Here is an 18887-nt window from a genome sequence, read left to right on the forward strand (position 1 = left end):
CGCACTGTGAACGCAAGCTGCAAAATGCGGGCCATACATGCAGTGCGTTCAAGGTACCGCGCACCCGGCGGGCAGATCGCACATGGAGACACATCGATGGCGTTGACGCTTCGCAAGGGCGCGCGACCGGCCGATCCGCATGCGGATCGTGTGCTGGGTATCGTGCGCGGTGGATTCCAGGACCAGACCACCGACGTGGTGATGCGCTCGTGGACCCGCTGTCTCGACGAATACCACCTGCGACCCGACAAGCCGCACGACCCGAACGTGATCGGGCGCACGCCGCTCGAGGAGCGCCGTGCGCGGCACGCCGGCGTGATCGAGTGCGCGCGCTACGAGATGACCACGCTCTACCAGCAGTTGGCCGACAGCGAGATCGCGGTGCTGTTGACCGACACCGACGGTGTGATCCTGCACCTGGTCGCGTCGCCCGAGTTCGCTGCCGAGGTCGGGCCGCTGGGCTTGCGTGCCGGTGGCGTCTGGAGCGAAACCGAGGCGGGCACCAACGGCATGGGAACTTGCCTGGCCGCGGCAGGCCCGGTGACCGTGTCCCGCGGCGATCACTTCTACACGCAGTTCACGCAACTCACCTGTTCGGCCGTCCCGGTCTTCGACCCCATGGGCAACATCGTCGCCGCGCTCGACGTCACGAGCCGTTCCAGCCTGATGCAGCAGCATCTGCTGGTGCTGTTGTCGATGACGGCACGGATGATCGAGAACCGCCTGATCGATCGCGAGTTCCGCAACGCGCATCCGCTGCACTTCCACAGCCGGCCCGAATTCGTCTACACGCTCCACGAAGGCAAGCTCGCGGTGGACGACGACGGGCGCATTCTTGCCGCCAATCGCAGCGCCATGTTCCAGCTCGGCCTGCAGTCGATGGACCAGATCCGCTCGCGACGCATCGAAGACCTGTTCCAGACTTCGCTCGCGGACATGCTGCAGCGAAGTGCGTCGTCATCCTTCCATCCGGTAGTGACCTACGGGACCGATGCGGCGCTGCGCTTCTTCGCGGTGGCGCGACGTCCGGCCTCGGTCGCCGATTCGGTGGTGACGCCGTCGCCGGCGTTGTCGTCTTCGTCATCGGGCGATTCGTCGCTTGCGACGATCACCCGCGCAAAGGCAAGGCCGACGCCCTTGCTGCGCTCCGCGATGACTGAGTGCACTTTCGAGGATCCCCGGCTTGCGGAACAACTGGCCATCGGCCGTCGGGTGATCGCCCGCGGCACGCCGGTCCTGGTGTGCGGCGAAACCGGCTCGGGCAAGGAGGTTTTCGCGCGCGCACTGCACGATGGCAGCCCGCGTGGGGCGGGGCCGTTCGTCGCGATCAATTGTGCGAGCCTGCCCGAGGCGCTGATCGAATCCGAACTCTTCGGCTATTGCGCAGGGGCGTTCACCGGCGCGCAGCGCTCCGGCCGCCGCGGCAAGGTCCTGCAGGCGGACGGCGGGACGCTGTTCCTCGACGAGATTGCCGACATGCCGCTCGAGCTGCAGTCGCGCCTCCTGCGCGTGCTCGACGAGCGGCGCGTCACGCCGCTGGGCACCGAGGACAGCCACGCGGTCGATTTCCAGCTGATCAGCGCCAGTCATCGCTACCTGCCGGCCATGGTGCGTGAAGGCCGATTCCGCGAAGACCTTTACTACCGGCTCGCAGGCGTCGAGGTGCAGTTGCCGGCATTGCGCGAGCGCAGCGACAAGCTCGAACTGATTCGCGCGCTGCTCGCGACCGAAGGCGGCCCTGACGCATCGCTGAGCCAGGAGGCCGAGCGGCTGCTCATGGCGCACAACTGGCCCGGCAACATCCGCCAGTTGAAGCATGTGCTGCGCACGGCGGCGGCACTGGCCGATGGAAGGCCGGTCACCCGCGTCCACCTGCCCGCGATGGCGGTCAATCTTCAATCGACACGTGACGGCGAACTGATGCTCGGGATGAATGCCGAGCGGGCCGACACCCCGGCGCACGCCGCGACAGCGGCCGCCGCGCCATCCTCGACGCACGACGGGCACGGCGAAAACGCGCCGGGCAGCGCCAAGCTCAACCTGATCCAGGCCAACGAGCGGCAATTGCTGCTGCAGATGCTCGAGCAGTACCGCTGGAATGTGAGCAACGTCGCCAAGGCACTGGATGTCAGCCGGAACACGCTCTACCGCAAGATCCACAAGCTCCAGATCGAGGTCTCCCATCCCGAGCCGGAATCCTGAAGCTGCTCCGCGCAGCACCGCCGCTGACGATGCGCCCGCCGACGCGGCGTCGGCCGAGGCCGGCGAGCCGCGTTCGCGCTTCGCGTGGTGCGTCACGGGATCGGGACACTTTCTCGACGAGGCCATGGCGCTGGCCGGGCGGCTTCCCAATGTCGACCTGTTCCTCTCGGCGGCCGGCGAAGAAGTCCTCGAGATCTACCGCCTGCACCTCGACGACCTGAAGTCGCGCTTTCGCATCTTTCGCGACAAGACGGCCAGCGGCGTACCCGTGGGCATGCTGTACGAAGACATCTACCACACCGTCGTCGTCGCCCCGGCCACCAGCAACACGGTGGCCAAGTGCGCATACGGCATCAGCGATTCGCTGCCGACCAACATGTTCGCGCAGGCGGGCAAGCGAGGCATACCGGGCATCGTGTTTGCATGCGACACCGAGCCGGTGGTCGTGACCCGCTCGCCGCACGATTGGGTCACGCTGCGGCCGCGGCGAATCGAACTGGACAACGTGGAGCGCCTGCGCGGGATCGATTTCTGCCGGGTCGTCGCCTCGCCGGCCGAACTCGAAGCCGCACTGGACGTCAGACTGAAGGAAATCTCTCGCGCATGGAACACATCCTCTTCCTGACCGGGCACCTCGCGCAGCCGAGTCTGGAGCGGGTGCTGGCCGGCATCGAGGCGGCCCCGTTCACGTGGGAGGTGCGAGACCTGGGCCTCCAGGTGGCCGGGCTGATGACGGCCGACATGATCCGCCGCCGGGTGACCCTGCCGGAGGGCTTCGACCGCATCGTGGTGCCGGGGCGCTGTCGCGGCGACATGGAGGCGCTGTCCGGGCACTTCGGCATCCCGGTGCAGCGCGGCCCCGAGGAGGTGAAGGACCTGCCGCGCTTCTTCGATCGTGCGGCAAAGGCCATCACGGTGGATGAATACGAGGTCGCGATCTTTGCGGAGATCGTCGATGCGCCGCGCCTGGGCGTGCCGGAAATCATCGCGCGCGCCGCGCGATTGCGCGCCGACGGTGCCAACGTCATCGACCTGGGCTGCCTGCCGGAGACCGCGTTCGATCACCTCGAGGAGGCCGTCCAGGCGCTGAGGAACGAGGGCTTCCGGGTCAGCGTCGATTCGGTCGACAGCGGCGAGCTGCTGCGCGGCGGCCGCGCGGGCGCCGACTATCTTCTCAGCCTGACGCTGGACACCTTGTGGGTGGCCGACGAAGTCGCCTCCACGCCGATCCTGATCCCTCGCGTCCCGAGCGACGAAGCTTCGCTGTACGAGTCGATCGAGGTCATGCAGCGGCGGGGCAGGGCGTTCCTGGCCGATTCGATCCTCGACCCGATCCCGTTCGGGATGACCCGATCGATCGTTCGCTACCACCGCCTGCGCGAGCGTTTTCCCGAGGTGCCGATCATGATGGGCGTGGGCAACCTGACCGAGCTGACGGAGGCGGACACCAGCGGCATCAACGCCTTGCTGTTCGGCATCTGCGCCGAGCTCGATGTGGCCGCCGTGTTGACCACGCAGGTCAGCAACCATGCCCGCCGGGCGGTCAAGGAAGCCGACTGGGCGCGGCGCATCATGTACGCCGCGCGTCACCACGGCATGCTGCCCAAGGGCCTGAGCGATGCGTTGATGACCGTGCATGCCAAGCGCCCGTTTCTCGACACGCCAGAGGAGATCGCGGCCACCGCCGCGCAAGTGCGCGATCCGAACTTCCGCGTGCAGGTATCCACGAACGGCCTGCATGTCTACAACCGGGACGGCGTGCGCCAGGGACTGGGCGCGTTCGAGCTGTGGCCGCAACTCGGCCTCGAGGACGATGCGGCGCATGCCTTCTACATGGGCGTGGAACTGGCGCATGCCGAGATCGCCCACAAGCTCGGCAAGCGCTATGTGCAGGACCAGCCGCTGGACTGGGGCTGCGCGGTCGATCGCCGCGATGAAGACCCCGAGGCATGGTGTGCGCCGGGCCCGACACGGGCCGTCCGCAAGACGACCGACGAGCCTTTCAAATGAACGACGTGATCTTCGAAACCGTCGTGACCACGGTCGCAGCCGACGGCAAGCCGCATGTCGCACCGATGGGCGTGCGCTACCGCGGCGAGCGGATCGTGCTGATGCCGTTCAGGCCGTCGACCACCTACGACAACATCTGCGCGACGGGTTGCGCCGTGCTCAACGTCGTGACCGACACCCGCGTCTTCGCCGGTTGCGTGACGGGCCGTCGCGACTGGCCGACGCGACCCGCCGAGAGGATCGAGGGCGTCCGTCTGGACGGCGCGCTGAGCCACGTGGAGCTGAGGCTGGCGGAGCAGACCGACGACGCGCAGCGTCCCGTGCTGCACATGACGCGGGTGCACGAGGTCGTCCATTCCGGCTTTGCGGGTTTCAACCGCGCGCAGGCGGCCGTGATCGAAGGGGCGGTGCTGGTGAGCCGCCTGCACATGCTGCCGCCGCAGAAGGTGGACAGCGAAATGGCCTACCTGCAGATCGCCATCGACAAGACGGCCGGCCCCGCGGAACATGAAGCCTGGGGCTGGCTGGTCGACGCAGTGAAGCGCCACAGGGCTGAAGCCGTCGACGCCACCCGGGGACCACCGCCATGAAACTACTCGTCAGCGTTCGGAGTGTCGACGAAGCCCTGTTGGCCGCCGAAGGGGGCGTCGACTTCATCGACCTCAAGGAACCGGGCCTCGGGGCGTTGGGCGGCCTGCCGGTCGACACGATTCGCGAGATCGTGGGCGCGCTGCGCTGGATTGGCAGCCGCCGGGCCATCAGCGCCACCATCGGAGATGTGGCGATGGACGAGGTGGACCACATTGCGGCGCGCGTCGATGCGGTCGGTGCGTGCGGGGTCGACTATGTGAAAGTCGGTATCGAGCGCGTGCCGGAAGCGCGTGCGGTGCTCGACACCCTGGCCGCCAGCGGCTGGCCCATCGTGCCGGTATTCATCGCCGACAAGGGACTGGAGCCGGCCGATGCGAGATACGCCTGCGCCCTGGGCTTTCCCGGCGTGATGGCCGACACCTTCGACAAGCGCGCCGGCAGTCTGTTCGACGCGGTGCCGATGGATGATCTGCGCCGCTTCATCGCCACTGTGCGCGCGACCGGGACGATGGTCGGGCTGGCAGGCGCGCTGCGTGCCGAGCACGGGCCCTTGCTGCGCGCGCTCGCGCCTGACTTCGCAGGCTTCCGGACGGCGGTGTGCGCCGGCGACCGAAGCGCGGCGCTCGATGCCGAACGCCTGCACACCCTGGTCACCCTGATGCGCCGCGAGGAAGGCGCCGAGGGCGGTGCACCCGATCATTCATCGTCGAACCTGAGATGACCCAGCAGCAACGCCCGGACACGCGCCACTTCGTCGCTGTGAACGACGTCGATCGGAAAGGCCGCGCCGTTCGACAGCGGACCGAAGGACCGGTCGACCACGCCGGCTTCGGCCAACTGGACCAGGCTCAACCGCGGGTCGATCTCGCATGACTTGATCAGCACCAGCCGCTCCGCATTCAGGCGATGGGCGAGATCGAGCGCGATGCTGTCTGACGTGAACTCCCAGTTCGTCTGGGCGGTCGTTCGATTGCGTTGCAGTTCGAGGGGCAGCCACAGCGCGGTCTGCCCCTTGTGGAGCACGCGGTGGATGTCCGATCGGGTCCGCGTGAGCTGCAAGGCGGGCTTCAGGCCGTGCAGCAGGTAGGCGGTCTGCGCCATCGCGAGGATCGCCATGTTGTGCGCGTTGAGGTCGTTGAAGCGCCACTGCGCCTGGGCGCGCCTCACTTCGTCGCCGAAAGCGCCGCCACCGCAGACGACGATGACGCGCCCCCCGCCGCATTCCGCCAGCAGGTCCAGCCACGCCGGCAGCATCGGACTCGCGTTCAGGCTTCCGCCGATCTTCACGATCCACATACGGTCGGGTCCATGTCGAACAGCGTGGCGACGGCGACGCACGGTGCGCACACCTGGGCCCAGTCCTGCACTGCGTCGCGGTCGTTGCCCGCGTTTTCACCCGCGCGTGCGACGTCGCGGCCGTACCGGAGGTGGCGAAGCATGCGCCCGGCATCCGGCGCTCCCGCCCTTGCGCTCGCCACCACATCGCGGACCAGGAAGTCGCCGCAACCGGCGCTGACGATCGCCGTGTCGCGCGGAAGCCCGTGCGCTTCCATCACGCGGCGCAGCTCGCTCCCCAGCACGCCGACCTGCAGTGCGCGCCAGGCCCGCGCAAAGTCCAGCCAGTCGTCCGTCGAGCCGTCGTGTCGGTCGAGGCCGATCATGCGGGCCAGGCGCTGCCGGGTGGCGTCCGGGTCCTTGGCGGCGTTGTCGGCGCTGGCGTGCAGGTCGTGGGCGGGGTTCAGTTCGCCGGTCAGGCGGTAGACGTCGGCGCTGGTCGCGAAGAATTCGTTCATCACGTTGTGCGGCGTCCCGCGCCAGTCGATGCGCTGCGCCACCGCGCAAAGCGGCGTGCGCACCACGCCGTGGTAGACCAGTTCACCGCTGGCCAGGCGTTGCGCGTCGGTGCGGTTGGCGGTGAGGATGCGCCCGCCCCTGAACGCGATCAGGTCGGTCGTCGTGCTGCCGATGTCCACCAGCAGGCCAGTGTCGATGCACAGCGCGGCGTGGCGTGCCGTCGCGAGCCAGTTGGCGGACGCGATCGCGTTCCAGAGATCCGGCACCTCGCCCTCCCGGCACCAGCCGGCGTCCCCGGCGAAGAAGTGCACGGAGCCCGGGCGGCCGCTCGCGCGCCCGGAGTCGCCCGCAGGCAGGGCACGCGTCAGTTCTGCCGCAATCCTGCGGACGCCGTCTTCACGGTCCGCGAACAGGTCGACCATCTCGCCCGTCATCGTCACGGCGTGCCGGGCGGCAGCAAGCCCGTCCCAGCGCTCGCGCGCGGCGTGCAGCACGGCATCGAGCCGGTCCATGCCCAGCCACAGCGGGCAGGACCATTGCGCCACGTCGAGCACTTCGCCGCCTCGCAGGAGGCAGGCCTTGGCGTGCGCCCCGCCGATGTCCCAGCCGATCACGGCGCGATCAGGCATGCGCATGCACCGCTCCTGAAGCCCGCGCGCCTTCGCTGGCGGCGATCACCTCGGCCGCCAGGTTGCGTCCCAGCGAACGCGAGAGGCCGACGTAGGCGCAGGTCACGCGCGGGTTGATCTCGATCACAACGGGACCTCGCCGTTCGTGCCACACGAGGTCGATGCCGACGAAGCCTCGCAGGCCGGGAACGGCCTCGTGCACCCGCCTGGCCAAGGCAGCGAGCGTCGCGGCGCGCGGATCGGTGAGCGGCATCACGTTCACTTCGACGGCACGAAACGACAGGAGGCCCTCCGTATCGATGTCCAGGTGCTGGCGGTTGATGCTCAGCAGTTCGCATCCCTTGGCCCCGCACAGCAGCGAGAGGCTGAGCGCCGTTCCTTCGACCCAAGGCTCGATCGCCATCGCGCGGCCGGCGCGCGAGCGGGTCGACCAGTCGTCCAGTGCCGGTTCCTGATCGCGGTGCAGACGGGTCTCGACGGCCCCGGCGCCGTCGTCCGGCTTGACCACCCAGCGCGTGGTCTCCGGCTCGCGCTCGAAGGCCAGCGGCGTCGCAATGCCGGCTTCGGCGAGCCTCGTCAATGTCATCCGCTTGCGCGTGGCGAGTTCGATCGCCGGGCCATCGCAGCCCAGCCAACGGTCCGGATCGACGCATTGCTGCAGGCGCGCCAGCAGCCCGTCCGTCTCCGGCGCGACGAGCCAGGTGAGGTCGTGCGCCTTGGCCTGGCGCTGGACGAAATCGAAGGCCGGTTCGCCATTGCGCGGCGTGACGGGCCGGGCGGGCTCCGGCACACGCGACGCCAGCGTGCAGGTGGCGACAGACACATCGAGGTATCCAAGGCGAAGCAAGTCGGCCATGATGGCATTGCGCATGGATTGACCCATCGCCAGAAGTTCGCCAGAGGCCAACTCCCCGCCGCCGCTCAGGTACTCGTAGACAAAGATCCGCTTCACGACATGAACCTCATTCCCGTCATCGATCTCATGCAAGGCCAGGTGGTGCGTGCCGTGCGCGGCGACCGTCACGCCTACCGCCCCATCGAATCGCCGCTGTGCAACAGCAGCGATCCGGTCACGGTGGCGAAGGTCCTGTGCGAGCACTGCGCCGCGCGCCAGTTGTACGTGGCCGACCTCGACGCCCTCCTGGGGCGGCAGGGCCAGTCTGCGGTGTTGCGCACGCTGCTGCAAGCCATGCCCGGGCTCGAACTGTGGGTCGATGGCGGCTTCGTCGACGCGCGCGCGGCCGATGCGCTCAGGCTGGAACTCGGCGCCGCCGGCGACCAGGTCGTTCCGGTCTTCGGCAGCGAATCTCTGGCCTCGCGCGAAGCGCTGGAGCGCTGCTTCGAGGGCGACGGGCAGGGCGTGCTGTCGCTGGACCGCCGCGACGGCAAGCACCTCGACATCGCAGGATGCTGGGATGCACCCGACCTGTGGCCGCGCCGCGTGATCGTGATGACACTCGAACGCGTGGGCGCAGGTGCGGGCCCCGACCTGGAGACGCTGGCCGACGTGCGTCGCAAATCGCCCACGACCTTCGTCGTCGGCGCCGGCGGCATCCGCAATCCGGATGACCTGCGGGCCGCCAGCGACGCCGGGGCCGGAGCCTGGCTGGTGGCGAGTGCGCTGCATGATGGCGGCCTGCCTCGCGTGCGCGGCTGATCCAGGCCGGAGTTGGTTCGCATCATGGGCATTGGCGCATCACGTTTCGTGCCAACGCGATAGCGTTGCAGCGCGGGTCAGCGACCGCGCTGTCGGGCCAGAACTGCAACAGGGCGCGCCACAGAGTGTTTCACTTCTGCAGGCTGCCTGTTCGAGCAGGTGCGAGCACCGGCGGGGCACGTAGTGGCACATCGTTTGCGTGAAGCAGCGCGATGAACGAATCTTTGCCGGCGACGGAAGGTGGGACAGTGCGCTGGACCTGTCCTTTTTGCCTGTTGCTTTGCGACAACCTGAGTGTCCGGGTCAGCGCAGCCGGGACGCTGGAACTGGCCGAAGGCGAGTGCGCCAGCGCGCGCCTGGGCCTCGCGCGATTTACCGGCACGCCTTCTGCCGCGACGCCGCTGGTCGACGGTCAGATCGTCGACCTGGCCGATGCAATCGCTGCCGCTTCCCGCATGTTGGCCGCGAGCCGGCAACCGCTGTTCGGCGGTCTGGGTACCGACGTGGCGGGCGCGCGCGCGGTCTACCGTCTGGCCTGCGAGACGGGCGCGATCTGCGATCCGGCCAACGGTGATGCGCTGATGCAGGCCTTGCGCTCGCTGCAGGATCGCGGCGGCTTCAGCACCACGCTGGCCGAGGTGCGCACCCGGGCCGACCTCATCGTTTGCATCGGCGAACTGCCCGGCGGCGACGCCGCGGAGTTCTTTGCGCGTTGTGGATTGGGGGAAGAAGGCCTGGTGCCGCAGCGGCATGTCGTGCTGCTGGGGGATGGGGCGACCGACGCCGCGAGCCTGGCGGCGCTGGGCAGGCACACAGGCGTCACGACCGAGGTGGTTCCCTTGCACGGCGACCTGTTCTCGACGGTCGCGTTGCTTTCGGCATTGCTGGCCGGACGCGCTGTGCGCGACAGACCTTCGATGCTTGCCGGATTGGCCCAGCGCTTGTGCGCCGCACGCTATGCCGTGATCGTCGGCACGACGAGCCGTTTGCCGGCGCAGGGCGCGTTGATCATCGAGCGCATCCATCAGATCGTCGCGACGCTGAACGCCACCACGCGCGCAGCCGCGATGTGGCTCGGCGGCGGCAACGGCGCAGGCACGGTCAACCAGGTGTTCACGTGGCTCTCGGGCTTGCCGCTGCGCTCGCGTGCCGGCCCGGCCGGTCTGGCGCACGAACCCCTGTGTTTCGACGCCAGCCGGCTGCTGGCCGACGCCGCCGTGGATTGCCTGCTGTGGATCTCCACCTTCGACCCCAACTGCGCGCCGCCCGCGACGCAGGTGCCGCTCGTCGTGCTGGGGCATCCTGACCTTGCTTCGTCGGCGGGGCGCATCGGAAGCGTCTTCATTCCGGTATCGACGCCAGGCATCGGATCGGCCGGCCATCTGTTCCGGACCGACGGCGGCGTGGTGCTGCCGCTGGTGCCGGTCTATCGCGACACCTTGCCGCTGCTGGCCGACGTGCTTGGCAGCATCACGCAAGGCGTGTCGGCGTTGCGCGCGGAGGCCGTCCCATGAGCAGCCTGCGCCTGCGCGGCGGTCGCGTCATCGATCCGACCCAGCCCAACGAGCCGGTGGGCGACCTGTGCGTGCGGGACGGCCGCATCGCATCGATGGACGCACGCGATCCGGTCGATGCCGAGATCGACGCAAGCGGCTGCGTCGTGATGGCGGGCGGCATCGACATGCACACGCACATCGGCGGCGGCAAGATCAACCTCGCGCGGTTGCTGATGCCCGAGGACCATCGCGCCAACGGCAATCCGATCGCGCTCCCCGGCAATCCGCTCGAACTGGCGTCCTGCGGCGGCTGTGCGCCCGGCACGCTGGCGACGGGCTACCGCTACGTCGAGATGGGCTATACCGCGGCCTTCGAGCCGGCCATGATCGCGAGCAACGCGCGCCAGGCGCACCTGGAAATGGGCGACACGCCGATCCTCGACCATGGCGCCTACGTGATGCTCGGCAACGACGAGTTGTTCCTCGAACTGCTTGCCAAGGGCGGCGAGGCCGGACACAACTTCGAGACCATCCGCGACTACATGGGCTGGACGATGCACGCCACCAAGGCGATGGGTGTCAAGGTGGTCAACCCCGCGGGCATCTCGGCCTTCAAGTTCAACCAGCGCAAGCTCGACGTCGACGAGCGCCATGTCCACTGGCAGGTCACGCCGCGCCAGGTGGTGCACACGCTGGCGCGCGCGCTGCGCGAACTCGGCGTGCCGCACCCGCTGCACATCCATGGCAGCAACCTGGGCGTGGCAGGCAACATCGAATCGACGCTTCAGACCATCGAGGCGCTGGAAGGCTTGCCCGCGCACCTGACGCATGTGCAGTTCCACGCCTATGGCACCGAAGGCCCGAAGAAGTTCTCGTCCGCTGCGCTGCAACTCGCCGAGGCCGTCAATGCCCATCCGAACGTCAGCATCGACGTGGGGCAGATCATGTTCGGCCAGACCGTCACGGCCTCTGCGGACTCGATGCGCCAGCATGCCCAATCCGGACTCGCCAGCCCGCGCAAGTGGGTCGGCAGCGACATCGAGTGCGAGGCCGGCTGTGGTGTCGTTCCGTTCAAGTACCGCGAGCAGAGCTATGTGAATGCCTTGCAGTGGGTCATCGGCCTGGAGATCTTCCTGCTCGTCACCGACCCGTGGCGCGTGGTGCTGACCACGGACCATCCCAACGGCGGACCGTTCACCAGCTATCCGCACCTGATCCGCCTGCTGATGGACCGCAGCTTCCGCGAGGAACAACTGGCGAAGCTCCACCCGGACGTGGCGGCGAATTGCGCGTTGCGTTCGATCACGCGCGAGCTGACGCTGCGCGAGGTCGCCATCATGACCCGGGCCGCGCCGGCGCGACTGCTGGGCCTGCGCGACCGTGGCCACCTGGGCGTGGGTGCAGCGGCGGACATCGCGGTGTACCGCGAGCAGGTCGACCGTGAAGCCATGTTCTCCACGCCCGAGTGCGTCTTCAAGGACGGGGCGCTGGTGGCCAGGGGAGGGCGCATCACGGCGGTGCCCGTCGGCGGCACCCACTTCGTCGAACCCGACTACGACCGCGGCATCGAGAAGACCTTGCGCAAGCACCTCGCGACGCACGGCTCGGTGAACTTCGACCACATCGCGATCGGCCATGACGAACTGTGCCGTTGCTGCAATGGCGGGCGCCTGCTCCCGGCGGCGTGCTTCAAGGGCGCTTCATGAGCGATGCCCTGGTCCGCAACGGCGTGCAGATCGACGACGGCTTCGCCGAAGCCTTCCCGATGAAGGCCACGCGCATCGTCATCACCGCGCACAACGCGACCTGGGCGCGCCATGCGGCGGTGTCGGCGACCGGTCTGGCCACGTCGGTGATTGCCTGCGGGTGCGAGGCCGGCATCGAGCGCGAGATGGGCCCCGACGAAACGCCTGACGGACGCCCCGGGCTCAGCGTGCTGATCTTTTCAATGTCGGGGAAGGAACTGGCCAGGCAGGTCGAGCGGCGGGTCGGCCAGTGCGTGCTGACCTGCCCGACGACCGCGGTCTACGCGGGCATCGCCGAAGGGGAAGCGATCGCGCTGGGGCAGAACCTTCGCTTCTTCGGCGATGGCTGGCAGGTTTCGAAAGTGATCGACGGCATCCGCTACTGGCGCGTGCCGGTGATGGATGGGGAGTTCGTCGCGCAGGAAAGCACTGCAGTGGTGAAGGGCGTGGGCGGCGGCAACCTGCTGCTGCTGTGCACCGACACCGAGAGCGCGCTGGCCGTGGCCGAGGCTGCGGTGCATGCCATGAAGGCGCTCCCCAATGTGATCATGCCCTTCCCCGGTGGCGTGGTGCGCTCCGGCTCGAAGGTGGGCAGCAAGTACGCGGCGCTGAACGCGTCGACCAACGACGCGTTCTGTCCCAGCCTCTACGGGCTGGTAGCCCACAGCGAGTTGACCCCGCAGACGCGTTGCGTGATGGAGATCGTGATCGATGGCCTGACCGAAGCCGATGTCGGGGCAGCGATGCGCGCGGGCATGCAGGCGGGCATCGCATTCGGTGCGGCAAGGGGACTGCTCCGGATTTCGGCCGGCAACTACGGCGGCAAGCTCGGACCGTTCCACTTCCACCTGCACAAGCTGCTGGGGGAGGAGGCGCCGTGAGTGGCTGGCGATTGACGCTCAAGGCTTCGCCCGCGCTGCGCGTCGACCTGCGCGGCGTGACGCCCATGGCGCTGGCGGGCCTGTCGGCGGCCGAGGTCGAGGGCCTGCATCTGGGCTATGGAAATGCAAGGCTCCCCCTCGCCGAGTTCTTTCGGGTCGCGCCGCACGATCGCGACGATTCGCTCGTCCTCGATGGCGACCTGTCGCGTTTCGATCATGTGGGCTGGCAGTTGGCGGGCGGTCGGATCCACGTCCATGGCAGCGTCGGCCACTATGCGGGCGGCTGCATGAGCGCGGGCGAACTCGTCGTCGACGGCCGCGCCGGCCTGCTGGCCGCATGCGAAATGGCGGGCGGCACCTTCATGGTCCAAGGCGACGTGGACGACTTCGCGGCCAGCACACTGCCGGGGAGCATGGACGGCATGCGCGGCGGCACCTTCGTCGTCAAGGGCCATGCCGGCGACCGATTCGGTGATCGCATGCGTCGCGGCAGTGCCATCGTCCACGGCAACGCCGGTGACTTCCTGGCCTCGCGCCTGGTGGCAGGCACCATTGCCATCGGTGGTCGCGCGGGCGCGCATGTGGGTTGGGGCATGCGTCGCGGCAGCGTGGTGTTTGCCGACCCGCCGGCGGCTCCGGACATTCCTGCGACCTTCGTTCCCGCGCTCGCTGCGGCGGACGTCTTCTGGCAACTGCTGGCGCGCGATCTCGCACGACAAGGCGGGCCCTTCGCAGGGCTGGCCGCAAGACGCATCGAAAGGCACCTGGGGGACTTGGCAGTGGACGGCAGGGGCGAGATCATTGTTGTCCGATAGCGGTAAGAATCGCACCGTGAAAACCTCGACCACCAACTGCTTCGCGCTGCTCGATGATCGGCAAGCCCCTCCGGGGCAACCGACGAGCCGGCTCTATCGCGGCTTCGTGCGCGAGCACCACTGCACCGATCCGGCGGGACTCGCCGCGATGTGGGCGCCCGTGGATGCCGACTTGCGCGCGGGGCTGCATGCGGTGCTGCTCATCGACTACGAATGGGGTGCCAAACTCCTGAAGGCGGGGCACGAGCGACTCGGCGATGACGATGCGTCAGCGCTGCGCGTGCTGATGTTCCGTGACCTGTCGCGACACTCGGCCGCCGAGGTGAACGACTGGCTCGCGGGCCTCGAGCCGGCGCCCGTGTCCCCGGCCGGCGTGATGGACCTGAGCCCGTCCGTGGACGAGCCGGCTTTCAAGCAGGCCATCGCGCGAATCCACGAGGCCATCGCGGCAGGCGAGACCTACCAGGTCAACTACACCTTCCGCCTGCAAGGGCAGGCCTTTGGATCGCCGGTGGCACTGTACCGCCGGCTGCGCGAGCGGCAGCCGGTGTCCTATGGCGCGCTGATCGCCTTGCCCGCGCGCTGCGGATCCGTCGATGCGGTCACGCATGTGTTGTCCTGTTCGCCCGAACTCTTCCTGCGCCACGAGAAGGGACTGCTCACCGCCCGGCCCATGAAGGGCACGGCCTCGCGCGCGCAAGCCGCGGAAGGCGACAGCGAGACTGCGCGCATGCTGTCGATCGACGCCAAGAACCGGGCGGAGAACGTGATGATCGTCGACCTGTTGCGCAACGACCTGGGCCGTCTCGCGCAAATCGGAAGCGTGACTGTGTCGAAGCTGTTCGCGATCGAGCCCTACAGCACGTTGTTCCAGATGACGTCCACCGTGCAGGCCCGACTGAAGCCGGAAGTCGGCTTTCCGGACGTGCTGCGTGCCGCGTTCCCGTGCGGCTCGATCACCGGTGCGCCCAAACACCACACGATGCAGTTGATCGCCGGGTTGGAGACCACGCCCCGGGGGCTGTATTGCGGCGCCATCGGCTGGATGGATGCGCCGCAGGGCGATGCGCGCGTCGGCGACTTCTGCCTGTCGGTGGCGATCCGGACGCTCACCCTGGGGCACGAAGCACGCGGTCTGCGGCCCGCCCGCCTGGGTATCGGTGCCGGCATCGTGGCCGACAGCCGGGCCGACGACGAGTTCGACGAGAGCCATCTGAAGGCACGCTTCCTGACCGGTCTGGACCCCGGCTTCGCATTGTTCGAGACGATGCTCGTGACGTCCGATGAGGGCGCCCGACCCGCGATTCACCACCTCGATCGCCACCTGGCGCGCATGGCGCACAGCGCCCGCACCCTGGGCTTCCGGTTCGACCGGGCCGAAGCACTGGACGCCGTGTCGCGGCTTGCCGGGACCCTGGCACCCGGCGGGCGCTGGCGCGTGCGGCTGGCCCTGTCCCACGACGGAAACCTGCAACTCCAGCACGCACCCCTTGCGCCCCTCGACCGCGCAACCGTCATGCTGGTCGTGGCCGATGAGCGCCTGCCCGACTTCAACCCGCTGGCCGCCCACAAGACCACGCTGCGGCAGGTCTACGACGAAGGCGTGCGCGCGGCCGAGCGTGCCGGCGCCTTCGACAGCCTGTTCTTCACAAGCGATGGCCGGCTTGTCGAAGGCGGCCGCACGTCCGTGTTCCTGAAGATCGATGGCCGATGGGCCACGCCGCCGCTGTCCGATGGCGCATTGCCCGGCGTGATGCGGGGCTTGCTGCTGGAAGACCCCGCGTGGGGCGCCGTCGAGCGCACGCTGAGGTGGGATGATCTTCAACGCGCCGATGGCATCGTTGTCTGCAATGCCCTGCGCGGCGCGTTGCCGGGGCGGATGCTGCGAGCCGTGGCCGCTTCGGCCAGCGCGTGACATGGCCTCCGGCAAGCTGGCGCTTTTCGATCTGGATCTCACGCTGATCCCCTTCGACAGCGGCATGGCCTGGACGCAATTCCTCATCCACCGGGGCATCCTGCCGACCGAGGCCGAAGCGCGCTACCTGGCCTACTGCCACGAATACATCGCCGGCACGCTCGACATCCATGCGATGCACCGCGCAAACATGCAACCGCTGCTGCAGGTCCCCCGCACGACGCTGGCGCAATGGCAACGGGAATTCGAAACCGAGATGGCACCACGCATGCCCGCATCGACCCTGGCGCTGGTGAAGCGACACCAGGACAACGGTGATCTCTGCGCCATCGTCACCGCGACCACGGAACTGATCTCGGGCCCCATCGCGCGCCTGTTCGGCATCGAGCAACTGGTGGCCACGCGTCCCGCGACAGTGGGCGGCGTGGAGGGTGCCCCGTTCACCGGCGAGATCGATGGAGAGCCCTGCTATCGCCAGCACAAGGTGACACGCGTCAACGACTGGCTGGCCGCGCGGCCACCAGGATCGCAGCGCAGCCTGGCCGAATTCGCGCAGTCGTGGTTCTACTCGGACGCCATCGGCGACCTGCCATTGCTCAGCGCCGTGTCGCACCCCGTCGCGGTCTGCCCGGACGAACGACTGCGCGCCCAGGCCCAGCAATCCGACTGGCCCATCATGGACTTGCCCTGACAGCTCACCCAGCCCAGCACCGCCCCAGATCCCAGAAAGCCCGCGGAACCGGCTCCGCCGGGCCGCCGGGCTTGCCCCCGGAAGGGGGTGGAGAGCGACACGAAGTGCGCGAGCCTGGGGGTGAGCCCGTTCTAGGCTTGGATCAGGCCCCAGCGGAGTGCTACCAGCGTCAGCTCCGACTGGTTGCTCGCGCCCAGCTTCTGCTTGACGTGGTACAGGTGCGTACCCACAGTGCTCGGCGACAGGTTCAGGGTCTCGGCGATCTGCGCCACGCTCTGGCCGCGGGCCAACTGGATGAAGACCGAGAACTCGCGCTCGCTCAGGGTGTCGGCCGGGCTGGTGTCGCCTTCGAGCTGCGTCAATGCCAGGGCCTGTGCGGTGCGGGCATCGACGTAGCGCTCACCGCGCGCCACCGCGGTGACTGCGGCGATCAACGCATCGGGAGCGCTGCGCTTGGTTAGGTAGCCGAGCGCCCCGGCGCGCAGCACCCGCCGCGGATGGGCGGTGTCCTCGTGGGCCGACAGGGCGAGGATGCGTGCCTTGGGGTCTTGCGCCAGCAGGCGCCGGACCGCTTCCAGCCCACCCATGCCGGGCATCGACAGGTCCATGACCACCACGTCCGGACTGACGCGCGGATAGTCGATGCAGGCCTGCTCGCCGCTTTCCGCCTCCGCCACCACCTCGACCTGCGCGTCGGCCAGCAGCATGCGGAAGCCCACCCGCACCAATGCGTGGTCGTCGACCAGCAGGACGCGAATCATTCGGCCTCCTTGCGGGCCGACAGGGGCAGACGCACCCGCAGCCGGACGCCGTGCGGCACGGCACTCTCGATCTGCAAGGTGCCCCCGAGTCCTTCCACACGCTCGGCAAGCCAGCGCAGTCCGTAGTGGCCGCGGCGCTGCAGGTCCTCGGCCGGCATGCCGCTGCCGTCGTCGACAAGTTCCAGCGTCACGTCAGGGTCGCGGTGTTGCAGGGTGAGCCGCAGTTGGCGGGCCTTGCCGTGGCGCAACGCATTGGTGATGCCTTCCTGCGCCGCCCGGTACAAGGCGAGCGACACGTCGGCACATGGCACCGCCTCGGCCAGCTCGACTTCCAGCGCGATCTGCACGTCGGCGTGGATGCGCTGCGTGCGCTCGACCAGATCGTTCAGGGCCTCGGCCAGGCCGAAGTTGTCCAGCACCAGCGGCGTCAGGCGCGGAATGATGCCGTGCATCGCGTCGTACAGGCGCGAGGACTCGTCGGCGATCAGGCGCGCCGCCTGTTCGGCCTGTGGGTCGAGCGCATGCACGCGCGTGGCGATCGACAGCGCCATGCTGCGCATCGCGGTCACCGACTGGCCGAGTTCGTCGTGCAGCTCGCGCGCGATCATGCGGCGCTCGGCTTCGATGTGCTTGTCGATCCATTGCGTGAGATCGCGGCTGTCGGAAAGCTGCAGTTCGGCCCGCACCGCACGGCGCTCGGTTTCGATGTGTCCTTGCAGCTCGCGGACCATGCGGTTGAAAGCCGCGCCGATGGCCGCGGCTTCGGTGCCCGCCAGCGGCGGCAACGCTGCATCGAACCGACCGGCCTGCAACTGGTTGAGCGCCTGGACGATCTGGCCGAAAGGCCGTACCGCCCGCCCGACCAGCCAGAACACCATGGCATTGACCACGACCAGGAACCCGAGCGCACCGGCCGCGAGCGTGACCACGTAGTCCCAGGCATCGACTTCGGCGCGCGTGGCGTTCGCACGCACCACCAGCTTGCCATCGGGGAACTCGATGGCCTGCACGGACGGCGGCGGCGCGATCAGTGCGCCGAACCAGTCGGGCGCGTCGCGGCCGGCCTTGTAGGTGGGTGGCGGCGAGCGGTAAAGCTCGTTGCCTTGCGCATCGAGCAGCGTGAGATCGTTGGAGCGAACCCGTCCGATGCTCTGGAGAAAGGCCAGCATCGCCGGCGTGCCCTGCGCCGCGTAGCGCATGGCGGTGCCCTGCAGCAGCAGCGCGGCAACGCGGTTGGCCGCCACGACTTCCTCGTTCACGGATTCGCGCATGCTGCGCAACTCCAGCGCGAGCACGGTCACTGCGAAGAGAACGGTCAGCGCAAGGACGATCAGGTTGATCTTCAGCCGTAGGCTCATGAGCAGGGGGGCCGGGTTGGCACGGACACGCGGCCCATGGTAGCGGCTCACCGGGCTCGGCGATGGCATCGATTCATGAAAATCATGAGCCCCGAATCATGATCCGGCCCCTGTCCCGGCCGGGCGCGAAGGGAGACCATGCATCACGGGATCGAAAGATCCCCGCGGCATCACATGGTGTCCGTGTCATTTCAAAGGAGACCTCTATGAGATGGGAAACCCCGACCGCGACGGACATTCGCCTCGGCTTCGAAATCACGATGTACGTGGCTGCCCGCTGACCGGGTGGTGGTCGGTCCGACGCTCCGGAGGCTTGCTTTCGGGGTGTCGGCCTGACCGCTC

At 68.4% G+C, this 18887-nt stretch carries 18 protein-coding genes; 13 read left to right on the forward strand and 5 right to left on the reverse strand.

Features of this window, described 5'->3' with window-relative positions; translation table 11 throughout:
• Window positions 1–96 precede the first annotated feature (96 nt).
• Genes AC1D3B_RS03480 through AC1D3B_RS03500 form a run of 5 tightly spaced genes read left to right on the forward strand, consistent with a single transcriptional unit; the run spans window position 97 to window position 5524 of the window.
• On the forward strand, window positions 97–2202 hold the full coding sequence (locus AC1D3B_RS03480; RefSeq protein ID WP_478189261.1) for a sigma-54-dependent Fis family transcriptional regulator: 2106 nt from the start codon (window positions 97–99) through the stop codon (window positions 2200–2202).
• Window positions 2126–2827: a flavoprotein gene (locus tag AC1D3B_RS03485; protein WP_478189262.1), complete on the forward strand. Its 702-nt coding sequence runs from the start codon at window positions 2126–2128 to the stop codon at window positions 2825–2827. The genes AC1D3B_RS03480 and AC1D3B_RS03485 overlap by 77 nt, the downstream gene beginning before the upstream one ends.
• Complete coding sequence (locus AC1D3B_RS03490) at window positions 2806–4212, forward strand: DUF6513 domain-containing protein (RefSeq protein ID WP_478189263.1); 1407 nt, start codon at window positions 2806–2808, stop codon at window positions 4210–4212. Before AC1D3B_RS03485 ends, AC1D3B_RS03490 begins: the two co-directional genes overlap by 22 nt.
• A complete protein-coding gene (locus tag AC1D3B_RS03495) occupies window positions 4209–4802 on the forward strand; it encodes a DUF447 domain-containing protein (RefSeq protein WP_478189264.1) in 594 nt (197 codons plus the stop codon). Before AC1D3B_RS03490 ends, AC1D3B_RS03495 begins: the two co-directional genes overlap by 4 nt.
• A complete protein-coding gene (locus tag AC1D3B_RS03500; RefSeq protein ID WP_478189265.1) occupies window positions 4799–5524 on the forward strand; it encodes a (5-formylfuran-3-yl)methyl phosphate synthase in 726 nt (241 codons plus the stop codon). Before AC1D3B_RS03495 ends, AC1D3B_RS03500 begins: the two co-directional genes overlap by 4 nt.
• Here the strand turns inward: AC1D3B_RS03500 and AC1D3B_RS03505 are convergent.
• Genes AC1D3B_RS03505 through AC1D3B_RS03515 form a run of 3 tightly spaced genes read right to left on the reverse strand, consistent with a single transcriptional unit; the run spans window position 5500 to window position 8178 of the window.
• On the reverse strand, window positions 5500–6099 hold the full coding sequence (locus tag AC1D3B_RS03505; RefSeq protein ID WP_478189266.1) for an amino acid kinase family protein: 600 nt from the start codon (window positions 6097–6099) through the stop codon (window positions 5500–5502). The two genes, AC1D3B_RS03500 and AC1D3B_RS03505, sit on opposite strands and share 25 nt — an antisense overlap.
• Entirely contained in the window at window positions 6087–7232 is a 1146-nt protein-coding gene (locus tag AC1D3B_RS03510) for a hydantoinase/oxoprolinase family protein (RefSeq protein WP_478189267.1), read from the reverse strand. Before AC1D3B_RS03510 ends, AC1D3B_RS03505 begins: the two co-directional genes overlap by 13 nt.
• The gene (locus tag AC1D3B_RS03515; RefSeq protein WP_478189268.1) at window positions 7219–8178 is read right to left on the reverse strand and encodes an ATP-grasp domain-containing protein; all 960 of its coding nucleotides are present in this window, start codon (window positions 8176–8178) and stop codon (window positions 7219–7221) included. Before AC1D3B_RS03515 ends, AC1D3B_RS03510 begins: the two co-directional genes overlap by 14 nt.
• Window positions 8179–8181: 3 nt before the next feature.
• Here AC1D3B_RS03515 and AC1D3B_RS03520 point away from each other — a divergent pair, with 3 nt between their 5' ends.
• The 7 genes from AC1D3B_RS03520 to AC1D3B_RS03550 all read left to right on the forward strand — a co-directional run bounded on the left by AC1D3B_RS03520 (window position 8182) and on the right by AC1D3B_RS03550 (window position 16426).
• Entirely contained in the window at window positions 8182–8883 is a 702-nt protein-coding gene (locus AC1D3B_RS03520) for a HisA/HisF-related TIM barrel protein (RefSeq protein WP_478189269.1), read from the forward strand.
• Between the two features lie 212 nt (window positions 8884–9095).
• Window positions 9096–10397, forward strand: a complete 1302-nt coding sequence (locus AC1D3B_RS03525; protein WP_478189270.1) for a molybdopterin-binding domain-containing protein — start codon at window positions 9096–9098, stop codon at window positions 10395–10397.
• Window positions 10394–12085, forward strand: coding sequence for a formylmethanofuran dehydrogenase subunit A (locus AC1D3B_RS03530; protein ID WP_478189271.1), 1692 nt, complete (start codon window positions 10394–10396; stop codon window positions 12083–12085). Before AC1D3B_RS03525 ends, AC1D3B_RS03530 begins: the two co-directional genes overlap by 4 nt.
• Complete coding sequence (fhcD, locus tag AC1D3B_RS03535) at window positions 12082–13005, forward strand: formylmethanofuran--tetrahydromethanopterin N-formyltransferase (RefSeq protein WP_478189272.1); 924 nt, start codon at window positions 12082–12084, stop codon at window positions 13003–13005. The genes AC1D3B_RS03530 and fhcD overlap by 4 nt, the downstream gene beginning before the upstream one ends.
• Window positions 13002–13820: a formylmethanofuran dehydrogenase subunit C gene (locus AC1D3B_RS03540; protein WP_478189273.1), complete on the forward strand. Its 819-nt coding sequence runs from the start codon at window positions 13002–13004 to the stop codon at window positions 13818–13820. Before fhcD ends, AC1D3B_RS03540 begins: the two co-directional genes overlap by 4 nt.
• Before the next feature lie 16 nt (window positions 13821–13836).
• Complete coding sequence (gene pabB, locus AC1D3B_RS03545; RefSeq protein WP_478189274.1) at window positions 13837–15735, forward strand: aminodeoxychorismate synthase component I; 1899 nt, start codon at window positions 13837–13839, stop codon at window positions 15733–15735.
• A gap of 1 nt (window position 15736) precedes the next feature.
• On the forward strand, window positions 15737–16426 hold the full coding sequence (locus AC1D3B_RS03550) for an HAD family hydrolase (RefSeq protein ID WP_478189275.1): 690 nt from the start codon (window positions 15737–15739) through the stop codon (window positions 16424–16426).
• A 131-nt stretch (window positions 16427–16557) separates the two neighbouring features.
• Here AC1D3B_RS03550 and AC1D3B_RS03555 read toward each other — a convergent pair whose 3' ends face one another.
• Together AC1D3B_RS03555 and AC1D3B_RS03560 are read right to left on the reverse strand one after the other, a co-directional pair.
• A complete protein-coding gene (locus AC1D3B_RS03555; protein WP_478189276.1) occupies window positions 16558–17187 on the reverse strand; it encodes a response regulator in 630 nt (209 codons plus the stop codon).
• Window positions 17184–18545: an ATP-binding protein gene (locus AC1D3B_RS03560; protein WP_478189277.1), complete on the reverse strand. Its 1362-nt coding sequence runs from the start codon at window positions 18543–18545 to the stop codon at window positions 17184–17186. The genes AC1D3B_RS03555 and AC1D3B_RS03560 overlap by 4 nt, the downstream gene beginning before the upstream one ends.
• Window positions 18546–18751: 206 nt before the next feature.
• Between AC1D3B_RS03560 and pqqA the strand changes: the two genes are divergently transcribed.
• Complete coding sequence (gene pqqA, locus AC1D3B_RS03565) at window positions 18752–18826, forward strand: pyrroloquinoline quinone precursor peptide PqqA (RefSeq protein WP_478189629.1); 75 nt, start codon at window positions 18752–18754, stop codon at window positions 18824–18826.
• Window positions 18827–18887 lie beyond the last annotated feature (61 nt).

Source organism: Variovorax sp. P5_A3 (assembly GCF_056400665.1).